At 71.3% G+C, this 20,929-nt stretch carries 17 protein-coding genes; 7 read left to right on the top strand and 10 right to left on the bottom strand.

The genetic code is table 11. The features are described 5' to 3' along the window. The first annotated feature begins 10 nt into the window (after positions 1 to 10). Complete coding sequence (locus ACZ4M5_RS00085) at positions 11 to 1,402, top strand: FAD-dependent oxidoreductase (protein ID WP_467731390.1); 1,392 nt, start codon at positions 11 to 13, stop codon at positions 1,400 to 1,402. A 147-nt stretch (positions 1,403 to 1,549) separates the two neighbouring features. On the opposite strand, the gene ACZ4M5_RS00080 is transcribed toward ACZ4M5_RS00085, so the two are convergent. Together ACZ4M5_RS00080 and hemE are read right to left on the bottom strand one after the other, a co-directional pair. Further along, positions 1,550 to 1,882 (bottom strand): hypothetical protein, encoded by a 333-nt coding sequence (locus ACZ4M5_RS00080; protein ID WP_467731388.1) that lies wholly within the window; start codon positions 1,880 to 1,882, stop codon positions 1,550 to 1,552. Between the two features lie 165 nt (positions 1,883 to 2,047). Continuing rightward, positions 2,048 to 3,115 (bottom strand): uroporphyrinogen decarboxylase, encoded by a 1,068-nt coding sequence (hemE, locus tag ACZ4M5_RS00075; RefSeq protein ID WP_467731386.1) that lies wholly within the window; start codon positions 3,113 to 3,115, stop codon positions 2,048 to 2,050. Positions 3,116 to 3,215: 100 nt separating this feature from the next. On the opposite strand from hemE, the gene ACZ4M5_RS00070 reads away from it, so the two are divergent. From ACZ4M5_RS00070 to ACZ4M5_RS00050, 5 genes are all read left to right on the top strand, one after another. Continuing rightward, the gene (locus ACZ4M5_RS00070; RefSeq protein WP_467731384.1) at positions 3,216 to 3,890 is read left to right on the top strand and encodes a DUF3000 domain-containing protein; all 675 of its coding nucleotides are present in this window, start codon (positions 3,216 to 3,218) and stop codon (positions 3,888 to 3,890) included. Between the two features lie 377 nt (positions 3,891 to 4,267). Then, complete coding sequence (locus ACZ4M5_RS00065; protein ID WP_003993737.1) at positions 4,268 to 4,930, top strand: response regulator transcription factor; 663 nt, start codon at positions 4,268 to 4,270, stop codon at positions 4,928 to 4,930. Positions 4,931 to 5,058: 128 nt separating this feature from the next. Beyond that, positions 5,059 to 6,348: a ribonuclease D gene (locus ACZ4M5_RS00060; protein WP_467731382.1), complete on the top strand. Its 1,290-nt coding sequence runs from the start codon at positions 5,059 to 5,061 to the stop codon at positions 6,346 to 6,348. Between the two features lie 221 nt (positions 6,349 to 6,569). Continuing rightward, positions 6,570 to 7,787 (top strand): thiolase family protein, encoded by a 1,218-nt coding sequence (locus ACZ4M5_RS00055; protein WP_467731380.1) that lies wholly within the window; start codon positions 6,570 to 6,572, stop codon positions 7,785 to 7,787. Then, positions 7,784 to 9,913 carry a 3-hydroxyacyl-CoA dehydrogenase NAD-binding domain-containing protein gene (locus ACZ4M5_RS00050; protein WP_467731378.1) on the top strand — a complete coding sequence of 710 codons (2,130 nt, stop codon included), beginning with the start codon at positions 7,784 to 7,786 and terminating at the stop codon, positions 9,911 to 9,913. Before ACZ4M5_RS00055 ends, ACZ4M5_RS00050 begins: the two co-directional genes overlap by 4 nt. A 101-nt stretch (positions 9,914 to 10,014) precedes the next feature. On the opposite strand, the gene ACZ4M5_RS00045 is transcribed toward ACZ4M5_RS00050, so the two are convergent. Then, positions 10,015 to 11,034 carry a hypothetical protein gene (locus tag ACZ4M5_RS00045; protein WP_467731376.1) on the bottom strand — a complete coding sequence of 340 codons (1,020 nt, stop codon included), beginning with the start codon at positions 11,032 to 11,034 and terminating at the stop codon, positions 10,015 to 10,017. Between the two features lie 82 nt (positions 11,035 to 11,116). Between ACZ4M5_RS00045 and ACZ4M5_RS00040 the strand changes: the two genes are divergently transcribed. Continuing rightward, positions 11,117 to 11,488, top strand: a complete 372-nt coding sequence (locus ACZ4M5_RS00040) for an NTP pyrophosphohydrolase (protein WP_467731374.1) — start codon at positions 11,117 to 11,119, stop codon at positions 11,486 to 11,488. A 48-nt stretch (positions 11,489 to 11,536) separates the two neighbouring features. Here the strand turns inward: ACZ4M5_RS00040 and ACZ4M5_RS00035 are convergent, their stop codons facing one another. From ACZ4M5_RS00035 to ACZ4M5_RS00005, 7 genes are all read right to left on the bottom strand, one after another. Next, a complete protein-coding gene (locus ACZ4M5_RS00035) occupies positions 11,537 to 13,039 on the bottom strand; it encodes an amino acid permease (protein ID WP_467731372.1) in 1,503 nt (500 codons plus the stop codon). Between the two features lie 171 nt (positions 13,040 to 13,210). Beyond that, the gene (gene dxs, locus ACZ4M5_RS00030) at positions 13,211 to 15,169 is read right to left on the bottom strand and encodes a 1-deoxy-D-xylulose-5-phosphate synthase (RefSeq protein ID WP_467731370.1); all 1,959 of its coding nucleotides are present in this window, start codon (positions 15,167 to 15,169) and stop codon (positions 13,211 to 13,213) included. Positions 15,170 to 15,367: 198 nt separating this feature from the next. Next, positions 15,368 to 16,660, bottom strand: a complete 1,293-nt coding sequence (locus ACZ4M5_RS00025) for a sugar ABC transporter permease (RefSeq protein ID WP_467731368.1) — start codon at positions 16,658 to 16,660, stop codon at positions 15,368 to 15,370. Continuing rightward, positions 16,657 to 17,448 carry an ATP-binding cassette domain-containing protein gene (locus ACZ4M5_RS00020; protein WP_398109736.1) on the bottom strand — a complete coding sequence of 264 codons (792 nt, stop codon included), beginning with the start codon at positions 17,446 to 17,448 and terminating at the stop codon, positions 16,657 to 16,659. Before ACZ4M5_RS00020 ends, ACZ4M5_RS00025 begins: the two co-directional genes overlap by 4 nt. A 184-nt stretch (positions 17,449 to 17,632) precedes the next feature. Continuing rightward, entirely contained in the window at positions 17,633 to 18,733 is a 1,101-nt protein-coding gene (locus ACZ4M5_RS00015) for an ABC transporter substrate-binding protein (RefSeq protein ID WP_467732802.1), read from the bottom strand. A gap of 133 nt (positions 18,734 to 18,866) precedes the next feature. Beyond that, the gene (locus tag ACZ4M5_RS00010) at positions 18,867 to 20,078 is read right to left on the bottom strand and encodes an ROK family transcriptional regulator (RefSeq protein ID WP_467731365.1); all 1,212 of its coding nucleotides are present in this window, start codon (positions 20,076 to 20,078) and stop codon (positions 18,867 to 18,869) included. 500 nt (positions 20,079 to 20,578) lie between these two features. Then, on the bottom strand, positions 20,579 to 20,929 hold a 351-nt coding region (locus ACZ4M5_RS00005; protein WP_467731363.1), incomplete at its 5' end, for a carbohydrate ABC transporter permease.

Raw genomic sequence — 20,929 nt, 5'->3', positions numbered from 1 at the left:
GCGTGTTCGCATGAGCATGAGCCGTACGCGCAGGGAGCGACTGGTCGTCGTCGGGGGCGACGCCGCGGGCATGTCCGCGGCGTCGCAGGCCCGCCGCCTCAAGGGCCACGACGAACTGGAGATCGTGGCGTTCGAACGGGGTCACTTCACCTCGTACTCGGCGTGCGGCATCCCCTACTGGGTGGGCGGCTCCGTCACCGACCGGGACCGGCTCATCGCCCGCACCCCCGAGGAGCACCGCGCCCGCGACATCGACCTGCGGCTGCGCACCGAGGTCACCGCCCTGGACGTCGAGGGCCGGCGGGTGCGCGCCCGCGACGTCGACTCGGGCGAGGAGACCTGGACGGCGTACGACCGGCTCGTGCTCGCGACCGGCGCCCGCCCGATCCGGCCCGACATGCCGGGTGCCGACGCCGAGGGCGTGCACGGGGTGCAGACGCTCGACGACGGCCAGGCCCTGATCGACACGTTGGAGCGCACCCCCGGGCGGCGGGCTGTGGTCGTCGGGGCCGGCTACATCGGCGTGGAGATGGCCGAGGCGCTCATCAACCGCGGCTACGAGGTGACGGTCGTCGACCGCGGCGCCGAGCCCATGTCGACCCTCGACCCGGACATGGGCCGCCTGGTGCACGAGGCCATGGTGGGCCTCGGCATCACGATGGCCGGCGACGCCGAGGTGACGAAGATCCTCACCGGTGAGGACGGCCGTGTGCGGGCGGTGGCCACCCAGGACGCGGAGTTCCCCGCGGACGTCGTCGTGCTGGGTCTCGGCGTGCGCCCCGAGACGTCCCTGGCGCGGCGGGCCGGACTTCCGCTCGGCGCGCACGGCGGTCTGCTCACGGACCGCTCGATGCGGGTGCGCGGCCATGAGGACATCTGGGCGGGCGGCGACTGCGTCGAGGTGTTCGACCTGGTCTCCGGCCAGGAGCGGTACATCCCGCTCGGCACCCACGCCAACAAGCACGGCCAGATCATCGGCACCAACGCCGCCGGCGGCTACGCCACGTTCCCGGGCGTGGTCGGCACGGCGGTGAGCAAGGTGTGCGACCTGGAGATCGCCCGCACGGGCCTGCGCGAGAAGGACGCCCACCGGGCCGGCCTGCGCTTCGAGGCGGTGACCGTCGAGTCGACCAGCCGCGCCGGCTACTACCCCGACGCCTCCCCCATGACCGTCAAGATGCTCGCGGAGGTACGCACCGGCCGCCTCCTCGGGGTGCAGATCGTCGGCCGGGAGGGCGCGGGCAAGCGCGTCGACGTGGCCGCGGTGGCCCTGACCGCCGGGATGACGGTGGAGCAGATGACCGCCCTGGACCTCGGCTACGCCCCACCGTTCTCCCCGGTCTGGGACCCGGTCCTGGTGGCAGCCCGCAAGGCGGCCGCAAAAATCCGCAACTCGTCGTAGCGCCGACTTTCAGGGGCGCGGGGAAGGGCAGGACCCGCAGCTCTTCCTACCGCCCCCGGCCCACACCCTCAGGGGCGCGGGGAACTGCGCGAACAACCCCCACGCCCCCGCACCCGGCAACGAACCCACAGCCCCCACGGCGAAGCCCTACGCCGTGCCCGCCGTCCCGTTGATCCGGTCGATGGCCTGCCGCGCCTGCTCCGCCGGCGGCCGGGCCGGCAGGGAGGACACCGACCCCGAAGCGGCCGTCACCGCCGCCGGCTGCTCCCCCGCCGGCTTCGCGTGCGCGGCGACCCGCGTCGAACGCAACCGGTGGCTCACCGCCTCGTCCAGCGTCACGGGCCGCCGCATCTGGGTCGCCAGCCGCCCGGCCTCCTGGCCGAGCCGGGCCACGTCCTCCCAGGGCAGCCGCACCACCAGCGTCAGTTCCGCCTCGCCGTCGGGCAGGGCGTGCATCGGAGGAGTACCTCGGTCGTTCATCGCCTGTTCCTCACGTCGGCCCCGCGATGCGCCTTCCCCGCGCCGCGGGCGGTTGACGCTTCATACGCACGCCCGTGCGGCCGCGTTCACCGGACCGGCCGATTCACCGGCACCCGCCCGGGCAGCCTCGGCCCGTGGCCGGCCGTCGGGGCCGCCGGGCCGGGGTCAGCGCGCGGTGTGCGTGTGCACGTGCTCCACCAGGCGCGTCAGGGCGTCCGGGTCCGTGGAGGGCATGACCCCGTGACCGAGGTTGAACACATGTCCTTCCAGGCCCTCGGCCGACTCCAGGACCTCGCGCGTCTTGGCCTCGACGGCCTCCGTGGGGGCGAACAGGACCGTCGGGTCGAGGTTGCCCTGGAGCGCCTTGCCGGGGCCGACGCGGCGGGCGGCCTCATCGAGCGGGACGCGCCAGTCGACGCCGACGACGTCCGCGCCCGCCTCGCCCATGAGGCCGAGCAGTTCGCCGGTGCCGACGCCGAAGTGGATGCGCGGCACGCCGTACGCGGCGACGGCCTCGAACACCTTCGCCGACGCGGGCAGCACGGAGCGCCGGTAGTCGACGGGGGCCAGGGCGCCCGCCCAGGAGTCGAAGAGCTGCACCGCCGAGGCGCCCGCCTCGATCTGCACCTTCAGGAACGCGGCGGTGATGTCCGCGAGGCGGTCCAGCAGGTCGGCCCACAGCTCCGGGTCGCCGTACATCATCGCCTTGGCGTTCTCGTACGTGCGCGACGGGCCGCCCTCGACCAGGTAGCTGGCGAGGGTGAAGGGGGCCCCGGCGAAGCCGATGAGGGGCGTGGCACCCAGTTCGCGGGTGAGCAGACCGATCGCCTCGGTGACGTAGGAGACGTCCTCGGGGGTCAGGTCGCGCAGCTGCGCGAGGTCGGCGCGGGTGCGGATCGGCCGCTCGACGACGGGGCCGACGCCGGGCTTGATGTCGAGGTCGATGCCGATGGCCTTCAGGGGTACGACGATGTCGCTGAAGAAGATCGCCGCGTCCACGCCGTGCCGGCGCACCGGCTGCAAGGTGATCTCCGTGACCAGCTCGGGCCGCATGCAGGACTCGAGCATCGGGACGCCCTCGCGGACCTTGCGGTACTCCGGCAGTGAGCGCCCGGCCTGCCGCATGAACCACACCGGGGTGTGGGGTACGGGCTCGCGCCGGCAGGCCTTGAGGAAGGCGGAGTCGTACGTGGCGGACGGCTGCGGGGCCCGGGGGGCGTCGTTGGCACTCACGGGGCAAGTTTCGCACGCGGCCGGACGGCGTGATCCAGCCCCTGGACGGGCGCGGGGTGTCTAGCCCCGCGCGGGGCTCCGGTCACCGTAACCTTCCCGCATGGCTGCGGCTCAGGGACCACTGTCGGACGGCGCTGGCGGTATGGACGAAGCGAAGGACACCGGGAACGACCGGCGGGAGGCGGACTCCGCCCCGCTGCCCTTCCGGGCCGCCGTCGAGGCGCTGCGGGCGGCGCGCCTGCGGCCCCAGATCGAGGTGGAGCCGACGCCCGCCCCCAAGCGTCTCGCCCCCTGGGCCCACGCGCTGGAGGCCGCCGTCGTCGACGGCGACCAGGATCTGGCGGACGGCCGGCTGGTGCTGCTGCACGACCCGGCGGGGCACGACGCCTGGCGCGGCACGTTCCGGCTGGTGACGCTGGTGCGCGCGGAGCTGGAGCCGGAGATGGCGGCGGACCCGCTGCTGCCGGAGGTGTGCTGGTCCTGGCTGACCGGCGCGCTGCAGGCCCGCGGGCTGACCTACGGGGAGCCGAGCGGCACGGTCACGCGTGCGAGCTCCCACTACTTCGGCGGACTGTCCGCCCGTCCCGCGGCCTCGCAGATCGAGATCCGCGCGTCGTGGACGCCGCGCGAGGGCCTGGGCGGCGTGCCGGACACGGCCGCGCACCTGGCCTCCTGGTGCGACCTGCTCGCCCAGGTCGGAGGGCTGCCGCCGGCCGTGCCCGGCGACGCCTCGGTGGTGACGCTGCCCCAGCGGCGCGGACCCCGCTCGCACTGACCGGGCCCCGCCAGCCCCCTTCACCCCCTGCAGAACCCCCTTCACCCGCGTAGAACCCCCTTCACCGACCCCGTACTGATCGAACCTGTACGGGGCGGTCAACCATGCCCTGCCGACGATCACACCTGAGTCCCCCTCTTGGCCGAATCACTTTGTCGATACGGCCACTTTCGGCCGCGTACCGACGCAGACCGAAACCGTCCGGCCTTCGAATGATCGACCGCGTGTCCGAATTGCACGGATTGTTATCACTGAATCGTGATCATTCTCTAAAGGCCGCCGGGGTGGGTGCCGAAGACGACTGTGACCTTGAAAGCACGGTTCGTCCCGGCTTCACCCCCCACGAGCCGGCCCCGTCCCGCACCCCAGGAGGCCTGGTGTCCGTTCTCCTCGAGCAGCCCGCAAGCCTGGTCGCCTACCGCCCGAACAAGCCGACCGCCATGGTGGTCGTGGCCGATCCGCGCGTCCGCTCCACCGTCACCCGCCACCTGTGGGCGCTCGGTGTGCGCGACGTCATCGAGGCCTCGTCCATCGCGGAGGCTCGTCCCCGCATCGGCAACCCCCGCGACATCTGCGTCGCCGACGTCCACCTGCCGGATGGCTCCGGCCTCACCCTGCTCTCCGAGACCCGCGCCGCGGGCTGGCCCAACGGGCTCGCCCTGTCGGCGGCCGACGACATCGGCGCCGTGCGCAACGCGCTCGCCGGCGGTGTGAAGGGGTACGTCGTCACCGGCACCCGCACCAACGTCGGGCTCCCCACCCGTCCGGGCGCCGCCCCCATCGGCGCCGCCGCCGCCCGCCTGCACCGCCGCCCCCCGGGTGCCCCGAGCCACCCGGGCGGCTACCGCGAGCTCTCCGGCCGCGAGGTCGAGGTGCTGCGGCTGGTCGCCGAAGGCCAGTCGAACAAGGCGATCGGCGTCTCGATGGGCCTGTCCGCACTGACCGTCAAGAGCCACCTCGCCCGGATCGCCCGCAAGCTCGGCACGGGCGACCGCGCCGGCATGGTCGCGGTGGCCCTGCGGACCGGGATCATCCACTGACCCCGTTCGCGTCACACACGGTTCGCGAACCCGCCTCTTCCCCGGCATGACTGGTTTGCGACCCCCGGGCGCCCGCCGACGGAACGTTCCGTCGGCGGGCGCTCTCCATACATGGATACCCTTGACAGGTGACCGACGCCCACGACACCGCAGCAGACAGCTCACTGCGAACCACCGGAGGCGCTCCTCCGGACGACGGCGGATCTTCTGCTACGGAGGCGCCGATCCCCCTGCTGGAACCGCGCGAGGGCATCCCGCCCGTCGTCGCGGACGAGGCCGCCCTCGCCCGGGTGATCGCCGCCTTCGCCGCCGGCTCCGGGCCCGTCGCCGTCGACGCCGAGCGGGCCTCCGGCTACCGCTACGGCCAGCGCGCCTACCTCGTGCAGCTGCGCCGCGAGGGCGCCGGGACGGCCCTGATCGACCCCGTGGCCTGCCCCGACCTCTCCGGCCTGGGCGAGGCCCTGTCCGGCGTCGAGTGGGTGCTGCACGCCGCCACCCAGGACCTGCCCTGCCTGCGCGAGATAGGCATGGTGCCCACCCGTCTGTTCGACACGGAGCTGGCCGGCCGGCTCGCCGGGTTCCCCCGGGTCGGCCTCGGCGCGATGGTCGAGGGCGTCCTGGGCTTCGTGCTGGAGAAGGGCCACTCCGCCGTCGACTGGTCGACCCGGCCGCTGCCCGAGCCGTGGCTGCGCTACGCGGCGCTGGACGTCGAACTGCTCGTCGACCTGCGGGACGCGCTGGAGAAGGAGCTGGACCGGCAGGGGAAGCTGGAGTGGGCGCGGCAGGAGTTCCACGCGATCGCCTCGGCGCCGCCGCCCGAGCCCCGCAAGGACCCCTGGCGGCGCACCTCGGGGATGCACAAGGTGCGCCGGCGGCGGCAGCTGGCCGTCGTGCGGGAGCTGTGGCAGACCCGGGACCGGATCGCGCAGCGGCGGGACGTCTCCCCCGGCAAGGTGCTCGGGGACGCGGCGATCGTGGAGGCGGCCCTGGCCCTGCCCGCCGACGCGCGCGCCCTGGCGGCACTGACCGGCTTCGGGCACCGGATGGGCAAGCGCCAGCTGGAGCAGTGGCAGGCGGCCGTGGACCGGGCGAAGGCGCTGAGCGAGGCCCAGCTCCCCCAGCCGGGGCAGCCGGTGGCCGGGCCCCCGCCGCCGCGCGCCTGGGCCGACAAGGACCCCGTCGCCGCGGCCCGGCTGTCCGCGGCCCGGGCGGGGGTGTCGGCGCTGGCCGAGCGGCTCACCATGCCGCAGGAGAACGTGATCACCCCGGACACCGTCCGGCGGGTGTGCTGGGAGCCGCCGAAGGAGGTCACCGCCGAGTCGGTCGCCCAGGCGCTGGCGGGACACGGCGCACGCCCCTGGCAGGTGGAGCAGGTGACCCCGGTACTGGTGGAGGCCCTGTCCGCGCAGTCGCCGTGACGACCACTCCCGTACGGGGAGGAGGCGGCGTCGAGATCAGGCCAAGATCCTCGGTGTCGCCGCCACGCCTCCCCGCACGGTCCGCACCGCCGAAGGTGTGACCTTCACCGCTCCGCCTGTCAGGGGTGTGCAGCTACGTTACTCATAAGTAGCATGGGGACTGAGCGCGCGCTCAGCGCATCGCAGCAGCACTGCAATCCTGACCCTGGAGGAGAGCCATCGTGCCTCGTACCGTCAGGGACGTCGTCTTCGTCGACGGCGTCCGCACCCCGTTCGGCAAGGCGGGCCCGAAGGGCATCTACCACGAGACCCGTGCCGACGACCTCGTCGTGAAGGCGATCCGGGAGCTGCTGCGCCGCAACCCCGGCCTCGACCCGAAGAAGATCGACGAGGTCGCCATCGCCGCGACCACGCAGATCGGTGACCAGGGCCTGACCATCGGCCGCACCGCGGGCATCCTGGCCGGCCTGCCGCAGTCCGTGCCCGGTTACTCCATCGACCGCATGTGCGCCGGCGCGCTGACCGCCGTCACCACGGTCGCCGGTTCCGTGGCCTTCGGCGCCTACGACATCGCCATCGCGGGCGGTGTCGAGCACATGGGCCGTCACCCCATGGGCGAGGGCGTCGACCCGAACCCGCGGTTCGTCTCCGAGAAGCTGGTCGACGAGTCGGCCCTGTTCATGGGCATGACCGCGGAGAATCTGCACGACCGCTACCCGCAGATCACCAAGCAGCGCGCGGACGAGTACGCCGTGCGCTCCCAGGAGAAGGCCGCCAAGGCGTACGCCAACGGCAAGATCCAGGCCGACCTGGTGCCGATCTCGGTCCGCCGCACCTCGCCCGAGGCCGGTGAGACGGGCTGGGGCCTGGTCACCGCCGACGAGCCGATGCGCCCGGGCACGACCCTGGAGAACCTCTCCGGCCTGAAGACCCCGTTCCGCGTGCACGGCCGGGTCACCGCCGGTAACGCGGCCGGTCTGAACGACGGCGCCACCGCCTCGCTCATCGCCTCCGAGGAGTTCGCGCGGGAGCACGACCTCCCCGTGAAGATGCGCCTGGTGTCCTACTCCTTCGCGGGTGTCGAGCCGGAGGTCATGGGCTACGGCCCGATCCCGGCCACGGAGAAGGCGCTGGCCCAGGCGGGCCTGTCGATCTCCGACATCGGCCTGTTCGAGATCAACGAGGCCTTCGCCGTCCAGGTCCTGGCCTTCCTCGACCACTACGGCATCGCCGACGACGACGAGCGCGTCAACCAGTACGGCGGCGCCATCGCGTTCGGCCACCCGCTGGCCTCCTCCGGCGTCCGCCTGATGACGCAGCTGGCCCGCCAGTTCGAGGAGCAGCCGCACGTCCGCTACGGCCTGACCACCATGTGCGTCGGCTTCGGCATGGGCGCGACGGTCATCTGGGAGAACCCGCACTTCGAGGGGGACAAGTGAGCACCACCGCCGAGCTTCTGAAGCAGGCTTCCGAGCTGTTCCCGGACGAGGTCGTCACGAGTGCGCACGTACGCCACTTCGACCTCCCCCTCGGTGCCGGGCGCTTCGCCCTGATCACCCTGGACAACGGCCACGACCACACCAAGCCGACCACCTTCGGCCCGGCCTCGCTGGCGAACCTCAACGCCGCGATCGACCAGGTCGAGAAGGAGGCGGCGGACGGCGAGATCGTCGGCGCCGGCATCACCGGCAAGCCGTTCATCTTCGCGGTCGGCGCCGACCTCAAGGGCGTGGAGATCCTCAAGGAGCACGAGCACGCCCTCGCCATCGGCAAGGGCGGCCACGAGGTCTTCAAGCGGCTCTCCCAGCTTGCCGTGCCGACCTTCGCGTACTACAACGGCGCCGCGATGGGCGGCGGTGTCGAGGTGGGCCTGCACTGCACCTACCGCACCGTCTCCGCGGCCGTGCCGGCGTTCTCCCTGCCCGAGGTCTTCCTGGGCCTCGTCCCGGGCTGGGGCGGCTGCACGATCCTGCCGAACCTGATCGGTCCGGAGAAGGCCGTCTCGGTGATCATCGAGAACAGCCTCAACCAGAACAAGCAGCTCAAGGGCAAGCAGGTCTACGAGCTCGGGATCGCCGACGCGATCTTCGAGGGCGCGGACTTCCTGGAGCAGTCGCTGATCTGGACCGCGACCGTCCTCAAGGGCGAGCTGAAGATCGAGCGCCCGGTGATCGACCGCGGCGAGGCCTGGGACCAGGCCGTCGCCAAGGGCCGCTTCATCGCGGACTCCAAGGTGCACGGCGCCGCCCCGGCCGCCTACCGCGCCCTGGACATCATCGCCGCCGCCAAGAACGGCGACCTCCAGCAGGGCTACGACGCCGAGGACCAGGCCCTCGCCGACCTCATCATGGGCGGCGAACTGCGCGCCGGCATCTACGCCTTCAACCTGGTGCAGAAGCGCGGCAAGCGCCCCGCCGGCGCTCCCGACAAGTCCCTGGCCCGCCCGGTCACCAAGGTCGGTGTCGTCGGCGCCGGTCTGATGGCCAGCCAGCTCGCGCTGCTGTTCCTGCGCCGCCTCGAGGTGCCGGTCGTGCTGACCGACATCGACCAGGAGCGCGTCGACAAGGGCGTGGGCTACGTCCACGGCGAGATCGACAAGCTGCTCGGCAAGGGCCGCATCAACCAGGACAAGGCCAACCGCCTCAAGGCGCTGGTGTCCGGTGTGCTGGACAAGGCCGAGGGCTTCTCGGACGCCGACTTCATCATCGAAGCGGTCTTCGAGGAGATGGGCGTCAAGCAGAAGGTGTTCGCGGAGGTCGAGGCGGTCGCCCCGGCGCACGCGGTCCTCGCCACCAACACCTCCTCGCTGTCGGTGTCGGAGATGGCCTCGAAGCTCAAGCACCCCGAGCGGGTCGTGGGCTTCCACTTCTTCAACCCGGTCGCCGTGCTGCCGCTGCTGGAGATCGTCCGCGGCGAGCAGACCGACGACGCCTCCCTGGCGACCGCGTTCGGCGTCGCCAAGAAGCTGAAGAAGACCGCGGTGCTCACCAAGGACGCCCCGGCGTTCGTCGTGAACCGCATCCTGACCCGCTTCATGGGCGAGATCCAGAACGTCATCGACGAGGGCACCCCCGTCGAGGTCGCCGAGAAGGCCGTCGAGCCGCTCGGTCTGCCGATGTCCCCGCTGGTCCTGCTGGAGCTCGTCGGCCCGGCCATCGGTCTGCACGTCTCCGAGACGCTCAACCGGGCCTTCCCGGACCGCTTCACGGTCTCCCCGAACCTCAAGGCGGTCGTCGAGGCGGGCAAGCGCGGCTTCTACGTATACGACTCCGGCAAGCCGGAGCTGGACCCCGAGGTCGCCGCACTGCTGAAGCAGGGCGACACCGTCCTGACGGAGGAGCAGGTCCGCGACCGCGTGCTCGACGCCGTGGCGCAGGAGATCGGCATCATGCTCGACGAGGGCGTGGTCGCCGAGGCGCAGGACATCGACCTCTGCCTCATCACGGGCGCCGGCTGGCCCTTCCACCTGGGCGGCATCACGCCGTACCTGGACCGCGAGGGTGTCTCCGAGCGGGTGAACGGCAAGCGGTTCCTGGCGCAGGGCGTGGCGTCCGTCCCGGCGTGAGCCGCACGCTGAACTGACGGACAGGAGGGCCTCTCGCGACATGCGGAGGCCCTCCTGTCATGCCCGGGCTTCCGCCGGTGCGCCCGCGGACGGGCGGCGGCTCACAGGTCGCGCCAGGCGGTGAGCGCCAGGCCCGGCTCGTCCTTGCGGCGGGCGAGCCGGAGCGTGCCGGTGGAGGGCGAGAACGTGGCGGCGACGACCTCCTCGTGTTCGTCCAGCGCCAGCGACACCAGGGCGTCCGACGGCAGCAGCGGACCCGACTCGGTCCACCAGGCCCCGGCGGGCTCCTGTTCGGTCGGGTAGGCGGCGAAGGCGACCCGGCCGCTCGCCGACCGCTGGGCGAGCACCGTGCAGTCGTGCCCCTCGATGACGCACCGCACGGCGCAGACCGGCCCGGGCCCGGCGGCCGCGAGGAGGCTCACCGGCTTCTCACCGGGGCGCCAGGCGCACAGGTCCCCGGACCCGTCCGTGAAGAAGACGGTGGTGTGCTCGGCGGAGGTGGCGAGCGCGCGCAGGGTCCCCGGCCGGACGTCGACCTCCACCGTGTCGGCCAGCACCGGCTTCTTCCCGTCCCCCTCCTGCACCCAGTGCAGGATCGCCCCGGGCGCCGAGGCGTACAGCTCCATCCGGCCCGACTCCGCCGCCACGGGCGCCAGTTGCTCGCCGACGTCCTCGCCGCCGAGGTCGTGCCAGCCGCCCCAGCCGCCCCTGACCTTCTGGTTGCGCAGGCCCACGCCGCCGCGGGCGTTGCGCACGAAGACGTAGCCGCGCCCGGGGCCGTCGACGGCGACAGCCGGCGGGCCCGTGCGCTCACCCTGCTTGTCCGGGTGCCCGATCGGCACCCAGTCCAGGGGCGACAGCCGGGGACGGAAGTGCGTGGTGTGCACGAGGCCGGACTCCCCCGGCACGGTGGGCCGCCAGGCCGCCAGGTGGGCGTAGCGGTCCACGCCCTGTCCGACGGCCCCGCCCGGGTGCAGCTTCTGGCTGCCGCCGACGGTGCGTGGGACCTCCTCCCAGGGGCCTCCCGGGCCGCGCTCCGCGCGGCACAGGACGGCTTCGCCGGAGGGCAGGTAGACGGTGAGGCGGCCGTCGCGGCCGCGGATGAGCCAGTCGCCGTTCACCAGTTCACTTTATGCGGGTCCGGTGACCCGGTGCGCGGCCCACCCCTGTGGAGCGTGCGCGGCGCCGTGCGACCCTGGCCGGATGAACGCACCTGAGCCGGTCCTCGTCGTGGTCGACGCCGCCAACGTCGTCGGATCCGTGCCGGACGGGTGGTGGCGGGACCGCAAGGGAGCGGCGGAGCGCTTGCGGGACCGGCTCGCGTCGGAGGGGGTCACCGGGGTGCCCGGGCCCGTGGAGATCGTGCTCGTGGTGGAGGGGGCGGCGCGGGGAGTCGAGTCGGTGCCCGGGGTGCGGGTGTCGCCGGCGCGGGGCAGCGGCGACGACCACATCGTGGAGGTGGTCGCGGCGGCGGGCGACCGCCGCGTCCTCGTGATCACGGCGGACCGGGAGCTGCGCGGCCGGGTCGGTGAGCTGGGGGCAAACGTGGCGGGCCCCCGGACGGCCCGTCCGTAGCGCCCCGGTCACGGCAGGGCGCGTGGCCGGGGCGCTGCTCACCGGGAGCTACCGCAGGTCTACCGGCTCCGCCGGCTCCTCCCCCTTGGCCAGGCGGCTGTGGGAACGGCCGTACAGGAAGTACACCAGGAACCCGGCGGCCATCCAGATGCCGAACCGGACCCAGGTCTCGGCGGGCAGGTTGATCATCAGCCACAGCGAGGCGCACACCGACAGGATCGGGAGGACCGGCACCCACGGGGTACGGAAGGAGCGGGGCAGGTCCGGGCGCGTCCGGCGCAGGATGATCACGCCGATCGCGACGACCACGAAGGCGAACAGCGTGCCGATGTTCACCAGGGCCGCCAGTTCGGTCAGCGGCGTGAAGCCGGCCAGGACCGCGATGATCACGCCCAGCAGGATCGTCGGCCGGTGCGGGGTCTTGAAGCGCGGGTGCACGTGCGAGAAGAAGCGCGGCAGCAACCCGTCACGGCTCATCGCGAAGAACACGCGCGTCTGCCCGAGCAGCAGGATCATGCACACCGTCGTGAGGCCGACCGCGGCGCCGAAGCTGATGAAGCCCGCGAACCACGGGTGTCCGGTGGTCTTGAACGCGTCGGCGAGCGGCGCGTCGATGGACAGCTTGGTGTAGTTCTGCATGCCGGTGACGACGATGGACACCAGGACGTACAGCGTGGTGCAGATGATCAGGGAGCCGATGATGCCGCGCGGCATGTCCCGCTGCGGGTTGCGCGTCTCCTCCGCCGCCGTGGCCACGACGTCGAAGCCGATGAACGCGAAGAACACCACGGAGGCGGCGGTGAAGATGCCCATCACGCCGAAGTTGGAGGGCGCCCAGCCGAACATCAGCTGGATCAGCGGCGAGTCGAGACTGGCCCCGGCGTCCACCGGCTTGGACTTCGGGACGAACGGGTCGTAGTTCTCGCCCTTGATGAGGAACGCACCCGCGATGATCACGACCAGGACGACCGTCACCTTGATGGCGACGACGACCGAGGTGACGCGCGCCGACAGCTTCATGCCGAGCACGAGGATGCCGGTGAGGACGAGCACGAGCACGGCCGCGAGGATGTCGAAGCCGAACACGTCGGCGCCCTCGCGGCTGCCCAGGGCCGCGGGCATCGTCCAGCCCGCGTTCTCCAGGAGCGACTGGATGTAGCCCGACCAGCCGACGGCCACCACCGCCGTCCCGAGCGCGAACTCCAGGACGAGGTCCCAGCCGATGATCCAGGCGGGCAGTTCGCCGAGCGACGCGTACGAGAACGTGTAGGCGGACCCGGCGACCGGAACCGTGGAGGCGAACTCGGCGTAGCAGAGCGCGGCGAGCGCGCACGCGATGCCGGCCGCCACGAACGCCAGGGCCACGGCGGGCCCGGCGTTGTTCTTGGCGACTGTGCCGGTGAGTACGAAGATGCCGGTACCGATGATCACACCGACGCCGAAGACCGTCAGATCCAGCGCGGACAAGGACTTCTTGAGCGCGTGCTCCGGTTCCTCGGTGTCACGGATGGACTGCTCGACCTTCTTCGTCCGGAAGAGGGTACTGCTCACGGGGTACCTCCCACGCTTGTCGTCCTCGACATGATCGAGAGGTGGCACCCTCCGTATGCCCCGGCACGAACGCATTCACGCCAATGGGCCGGTTACACCACCCTCACGGTGGGGTAACCGACCCATTCCGGTCCGCCGGTCGCGTCCGTCGAAGCGGGCGCCCTGCGCCGGTCAGTCGCGCGCGGACTCCACGGTCTCCGCCGCGCCGCGCTCGGTGGGGGTCCCCCCGCTCGAGCGGAGCCGAGAGTGGGGGAGTCCGTACAGCTTGGCGACCAGCCCGGTCACCTGGCGGGCGATGTCCGGCGCCGTCAGCCCGATCTCGGCCATGACCTCGGCGCGGGAGGCGTGGTCGAGGAAGCGCGGCGGGATGCCGAAGTCCCGCAGCGGCACGTCGACGCCCGCGTCGCGCAGCGCCTGGGCGATCGCCGAGCCGACACCGCCGACCCGGCTGTTGTCCTCGACGGTGACCACCACACGGTGCTGCTCGGCGAGCGGGGCCATGGCCTCGTCGACGGGCTTGACCCAGCGCGGGTCGACGACGGTCGTGGAGATGCCCTGCTTGTCGAGCAGCCCGGCGATCTCCAGGCACATCGGCGCGAGCGCGCCGACGGAGACCAGGAGCACGTCCGGCCGGTCCGTGCCCGGCTCGCGCAGCACGTCCATGCCGCCCACACGGCGCACGGCCGGCACGGCGGGGCCGACGGCGCCCTTGGAGAAGCGGACCACCGTCGGCGCGTCCTCCACGGCGACGGCCTCGCGCAGCTGGGCGCGCACCTGGTCCGCGTCGCGCGGGGCGGCCAGCCGCAGGCCGGGCACGACCTGCAGGATCGACATGTCCCACATGCCGTTGTGGGAGGCGCCGTCGGTACCGGTGACCCCGGCGCGGTCGAGCACGAAGGTGACGCCGCACTTGTGCAGGGCCACGTCCATCAGCACCTGGTCGAAGGCGCGGTTGAGGAAGGTGGCGTACACGGCGAACACCGGGTGGACGCCGCCGGTGGCGAGGCCGGCCGCGGACACGGCGCCGTGCTGCTCGGCGATGCCGACGTCGTAGACGCGCTCGGGGAAGCGCTTGGCGAACTTGTCGAGGCCGACCGGCTGGAGCATGGCGGCCGTGATGGCGACGATGTCCTCGCGCTCCTCGCCGAGCTTGACCATCTCCTCGCCGAACACGGAGGTCCAGTCGGCGCCGGAGCTGGCGATCGGCAGGCCCGTGTCGGGGTGGATCTTGCCGACGGCGTGGAAGCGGTCGGCCTCGTCCTGGAGGGCGGGCTGGTAGCCGCGGCCCTTCTCGGTGAGGCAGTGCACGATGACCGGCCCGCCGAACCGCTTGGCCTTGGCGAGCGCGGACTCCAGGGCCTCGACGTCGTGTCCGTCGATGGGGCCGACGTACTTCAGGCCCAGGTCCTCGAACATGCCCTGCGGGGCGATGAAGTCCTTCAGGCCCTTCTTGGCGCCGTGCAGGGTGTCGAACAGCGGCTTCCCGACGACCGGAGTGCGGTCCAGGATGTCCTTGGTGCGGGCGAGGAAGCGCTCGTAGCCGTCGGTGGTGCGCAGCGTGGCCAGGTGGTTGGCGAGGCCGCCGATGGTGGGCGCGTAGGAGCGCTCGTTGTCGTTGACCACGATGACCAGCGGGCGGTCCTTGGCCTCGGCGATGTTGTTGAGCGCCTCCCAGGCCATGCCGCCGGTGAGGGCGCCGTCGCCGATGACGGCCACGACGTGGCTGTCGCGCCGGTGCAGCTCGTTGGCCTTGGCGATGCCGTCGGCCCAGCCGAGGACGGTCGAGGCGTGCGAGTTCTCGATGACGTCGTGCTCGGACTCCGCCTGCGAGGGGTAGCCGGACAGGCCGCCCTTCATCTTCAGCTTCGAGAAGTCCTGGCGGCCGGTGAGCAGCTTGTGCACGTAGGACTGGTGGCCGGTGTCCCAGAGCACCTTGTCCTTGGGCGAGTCGAAGACCCGGTGCAGGGCGATGGTGAGCTCCACCACGCCGAGGTTGGGGCCGAGGTGACCGCCGGTCTTGGAGACGGCTTCGACAAGGAAGGTCCGGATCTCCTCCGCCAGCTGGTGCAGCTCCTCCAGGTTGAGCCGGTCCAGATCGCGCGGTCCCCTGATACGGGTCAGCAGCGGCACCCGTGCCTCCTTGCAGTAGAGCTGTTGCCGGGCTTGTCGAGTCTAATGTTCCGCCCGGGCGGGCGGCGCCGTGGCTCCGGGCCGTACGTCACGCGTTCGGCTCTACCCATGATGCGCCTTGCCCACGACACACCTGTGCCCGGTACCGGGTGGTACCGGGCACAGGTGTGCGGTTCGGGGTGCGCGCCCCGGTCAGGGTTACGCGCGACCCGCGGTCTTCTGCGTCTTGCGCGTCACGGCGTCGATGACGACCGTGGCCAGGAGCACGCCACCGGTGATCATGTACTGGACCGGGGAGGCGATGCCCTCCAGGGCCAGGCCGTACTGGATCGACACGATGACCAGCACACCGAGCAGCGCGTTCCAGGTGCGTCCGCGGCCGCCGAAGAGCGACGTGCCGCCGATCACCGCTGCGGCGATCGCGTTCATCAGCAGGTCACCGCCGCCGGCGCCCTGGTTGGCCGCGGCGATCTTCGAGGCGATGAACAGACCGCCCACCGCGGCGAAGGTGCCGGAGATCGCGAACACGGAGATGCGGACCATCTCGACGTTGATGCCCGCGCGGCGCGACGCCTCGACGCTGCCGCCGAGTGCGAACACCTTGCGGCCGTACGCGGTCCGGCGCAGCACGAAGTCCGTCACCAGCAGCACCGCGATGAAGATCACCACGGCCAGCGGCAGGCCCTTGTACTGGTTGAAGACGATCGCCACGGCGAACGCGAGGACCGCCAGCAGCACGGTCCGCACGATGGTCTCGCTCAGCGGCCGGGACGGCACACCCGCGGCCTCGCGGCGGCGGTTGCCCAGGAAGGAGCTGAGGAAGTACCCGGCGGTCACCACCGCGGCCAGCGCGTACGCGGCGGCCACGTCGGAGAAGTAGTAGCTGGTCAGCTGGGCCACGACCCCGTCGGGGTCGAGGTTGATGGTGCCGTTGTCGCCCAGGATCTGGAGCATGAAGCCGTTCCAGAACAGCAGACCGGCCAGGGTGACGGCGAACGCGGGGACGCCGATCTTCGCGAAGAAGAAGCCGTGCAGCACACCGGCGACCGTGCCGGTGAGGATGGCCAGCACGAAGGCGAGCCACTCGTTCATGCCGTTGGTGACGTTCAGCACCGCGAAGCTGGCGCCGGCGACACCGGACACGGAGCCGACCGACAGGTCGATCTCACCGAGCAGCAGCACGAACACGATGCCGACGGCGATCATGCCGGTGCCGACCATCGCGACGGACATGTCGGAGAGGTTGCCGGCGGTGAGGAAGTTGGAGTTCAGGCTCGCGAAGATGATCCAGATGATGGCCAGGCCGATGACGACCGGGAGGGACCCCAGGTCACCGGACTTCATCTTCCGCTTGAACTCGCTGACGTAGCCCTTGAGTCCCTGCTCGCGCACCAGCAGCCGGGGGTCGACCACCGTGACGGCGGCCTTGGCCGCCTCGGGGTTCTCCACGACGTGTTCTTCGGCAGCCGCGGAGGTCTTGTCGATGCTCACTTGGAAACCTCCCCGTTCGTGCGCGCCGCACGGCGGGTCACGGCGTTGTCGGTGGCGCCGGTGATGGCGGAGATGATCTCCTCCTGCGAGGTCGACTTGACCTCGAAGACGCCGTTGTTGCGGCCCAGGCGCAGCACGGCGACCTTGTCCGCGACGGCCTTCACGTCGGCCATGTTGTGGCTGATGAGGATGACGGCGTGGCCGCGCTCGCGCAGCCGCTCGACGAGGTCGAGGACCTGCGCGGTCTGCTCCACGCCGAGGGCGGCGGTGGGCTCGTCGAGGATGACCAGCTTCGGCTCGCCGAGCATGGACCGGGCGATGGCCACGGTCTGGCGCTGACCGCCGGACAGCGAGGCGATCGGGATGCGCACGCTGGGGATGCGGATCGACAGCGTGTCGAGCAGCTCGCGGGAGCGGCGCTCCATCTCCACCTCGTCCAGGACACCGCGCTTGCGGATCTCCCGGCCCAGGTAGAGGTTGCCGACGACGTCGATGTTGTCGCAGAGCGCGAGGTCCTGGTAGACGGTCGCGATGCCCAGGTTCTGGGCGTCGTGCGGCTTGGTGATCTGGACGGGCCTGCCGTCCCACTCGATGACGCCTTCATCGATGGGGTGCACGCCGGCGATCGTCTTGACCAGCGTGGACTTTCCGGCGCCGTTGTCGCCGACCAGGGCGACCACCTCACCGGCGTGGATCTCGAGCTCTACGTCGGTGAGCGCCTGGACGGCACCGAATCGCTTGGAGACCCCGCGCAACGCCAGCACGGGCGTAGCGGACACGTGAACCATCTCCTTCGCCGCCTGACCCGGCGGGAGGTTGTGCAGAAGTGTGGGAGGAGTGATCACTCCGGCGCCCCGCATAGCTTGCGGGGCTGGTGTGGCGGGGCGCCGGAGGAACTCGGGGGCAACCGGTCCCCGGGTGGGTGTGGGAGTCCGGGGTCGGACTCCCGTGTCCCGGGGACGAGGGGGCTGCTTACTTGAGACCGATCTTGTCGCAGGCGGCCTTGTACTTGCCCGTGCAGATGTCGTTCACGGTGTAGATGCCGTCCTTGAGGACGGTGTCCTTGATGTTGTCCTTGGTCAGGGAGACGACCGGGACCAGGACGGACGGGACGGCCTTGGTGGTCGGGCTGTCGACCTTGTCCTTGGCGATCGAGTCGAGCGACTTGCCCTGGGCGAGGGCGACGGCCATCTCGGCCGCGACGTCCGCCTCCTGCGGGTAGGGCTTGTAGACGCTCATGTACTGCTCGCCCGTGACGATGCGCTGCACACCGGCGAGTTCGGCGTCCTGGCCGGTGACCGGGATGTCGTCGATGCCGGCGGCCTTCAGGGCCGTGATGATGCCGCCCGCCATGCCGTCGTTGGCGGAGTAGACGCCGACGATCTTGCTCTTGCCGAGGGCGGAGATGGCGCCCTCCATGTTGGCGTTGGCGTTCTCCGGCTTCCACTCCTTGGTGTCGTACTCGCGGCCGATCTTGACCTTGCCGTCGAGCACGGAGTGCGCGCCCTTCTTGAACTGGGCGGCGTTGGGGTCGGTGGAGGAGCCGTTCATCATGACGATCTGGCCGTCCTTGGCCTTGCCGCCCAGCGCCTTCAGCAGGGCCTCGCCCTGGGTCTTGCCGACCGTCTCGTTGTCGAACGAGGTGTAGGCGTCGATCGGGCCCTCGGCCAGGCGGTCGTAGGCGACGACGGGGATGCCCGCGTCCTTGGCCTTCTTCACCGAGCCGGCGATCGCCTTGGAGTCCACCGCGTCCACGATCAGCACGTCGACCTTGTTGGTCACCATCGTGTCGACCTGCTGGTTCTGCGTGCTGGCGTCCTGCTTGGCGTTGGCGTAGACGACCTCGCCCTTGCCGTTGGTGAGCTCCTTGACCTTCTTCTCGATGAGCGGACGGTCGAACTTCTCGTAACGGGCGGTCGCGTTCTCGGGAAGGAGCAGACCGACCTTGATGTCGTCGCCCTTCTTGGCGGACCCGGAGGAGTCGGCCTTGTCGCCGGACTCCTTGGCGCTGCCACAAGCGGCAAGCGAAACAGCCATGGCACCGGCGGCAATCGCAACGGCGGCGCGACGCATACGCGTGTTCACTTCAGAAACCTCCCTGACGAGGCCGCGACATTGCGGCCGAGGTGGCTGGAAGTCAACTCGGCCGCGCGTGCGACGTCAAGAAGTAAATCCTTAACGAGATGGCAACGGTGCCATCCGTTCTCTAAGTGAAGGCAGGGGTGACCGCCTGCCGGGGTGCCGCGGCAGTCCCGTCCAGAAGGGTCGAATCGCCCATTTCACTGAGGGCCAGAGCGAGGGCCCCGAGCACCTCCGCGCGGCCCCCGAGAGCGCCGGGGAGGACGGTCAACTGCCGTGCGGCGCTGGGGATCGCGTAGCGTCCGACGGACTCCCGTATGGGCCCGAGCACCAGCTCGCCGGCCTCGGCGAGATCACCGCCGAGCACCACGCGGCTCGGGTTCAGCAGGTTGCACAGGTTGGCCACTCCGCTGCCGATGTGGCGGCCGACGTCGGCGATCACCCGACGGCAGCCCGGGTCTCCGTCCCGCGCCAGCCGTACGACGCCCTCCATGGTCAAGTCGGTGCCGTGGCTGGACTGGAGGAGCGGGAGCACGTAGCGCGCGGCCGTGAAGGTCTCCAGGCAGCCGCGGTTGCCGCAGCGGCAGACGGGGCCTGATTCATCGAGTGTAATATGCCCGATTTCTCCGGCGGTGCCGCCGGGACCCCGGTAGATCTTCCCGCTGATCACGAGCCCGGCGCCGACACCACTGGCGACCTTGATGTACGCCAGGTCGCGCACGCCCCGGCCGCTGCCCCAGACCATCTCGCCCAGGGCGCCGAGGTTGGCGTCGTTGTCCACGTGGACGGGGACGCCCAAGCGGCCGTGGAGCTCCTCGGCGGGGTTGGTGCCGGTCCAGCCCGGGAGGATGGCGGTGGAGCCGAGGGTGCCGGACTCCACGTCGATGGGGCCGGGGACGCCGAGGCCGATGCCGGCGATCTTGGAGCGGTCGACGCCGGTCGCCTTGATCAGGCGGCTGACCAGCTGTTCCGCGCGGTCGAAGCCCTGGGCCGACGAGGCGTCGACGTCCAGCGGCTCGGATTCCTCGGCCAGCACCTGGTGGGCGAGGTTGCCGACGGCGACGCGCAGGTGGGTGTGGCCGAAGTCGACGCCGATGACGATGCCGGCGTCGCCGCTGAGGGACACGCTGCGCGCCCTGCGGCCGCCGGCGGAGGTCGGGGTGACCTCGACGGTGCCGCCATCCTTCAACTCCCGGACGATGTTGGAGACCGTCGCCGCGGACAGACCCGTCGTCCGGGCGATCTCGGCCTGGGTGAGGGAGCCCGCCAGGCGCACGGCTCGTACGACACGCTCCAGGTTGGCTCGGTGCAGCGACGACTGCGACCCCGGAGTCTCCACGACGACCTCCTGCGCGCGGAGCCGCATCGATGAGGCCCCGTCTATGTCCAACTAGTGAACTCTAAGCTGAGCCGTTCGGGTCGCCTCCCGTCAAGAGGTTGAACTGATTCCAGGGTGTGTGCGTCTCGTCGCGGACGGCTGTGCGGGGGTACGCGCTTTCCGCCTGCGGCGGCCTGTGCGGGTGCTCGGGGGTGTGCGTTTCGCCTGCCGGCGGGTGGGGGGTCGGGGCCGCGCCGGGGGGTGTCCGCCTCGGAACGGCGCGATCGACGTGCGTGCCGACTGACTGTTCGTTGACGCACCAACCAGCTGCGGGCGGACACCCCCGGCACGACCCCTTCTCGCCGTACGCGGGTGCGGACCGCCCCAACTGCGGGCATGCGTGCCGCTGGGGGCGGCACGGGTGGGCGCAGCGGCACCCCGCCACGCCGGGTTGCGGAGCCACCCGCGCCTCAGCGGCAACGCCGAGCATCTGGGAGCGTCCTCGTGTGAGCCCCCGGCTCCTACTTCAGCGCACCCGCCGTCAGCCCCTGCACCACCTGCCGCTGGAAGACGATGTACGCGGCCAGGACCGGCAGCATCGCCATCACCAGGCCCGCGAACAGGCCCGACCAGTCGCCCTTGTAGCCCTGGCTGACCGCCAGCTGCACCAGGCCCTGGGTGAGGACCCTCTTGTCGGGGTCGGTGTTGAGGACCGTGGGGAGCATGTACTGGTTCCACTGGCCCAGGAAGTTGAAGATGCCCACGCTGATCAGGCCTGGCTTGGCCATGGGCAGCATGATCTGGAAGAACGTGCGGCTGTGTGAGGCGCCGTCGACGAAGGCGGCCTCGGCGATCGACGTCGGCAGGGTGCG

The organism is Streptomyces sp. NPDC026246 (genome assembly GCF_055567995.1).
The sequence above is the reverse complement of the archived record's forward strand: the minus strand, read 5'-3'. Positions and strand labels throughout refer to the sequence as shown.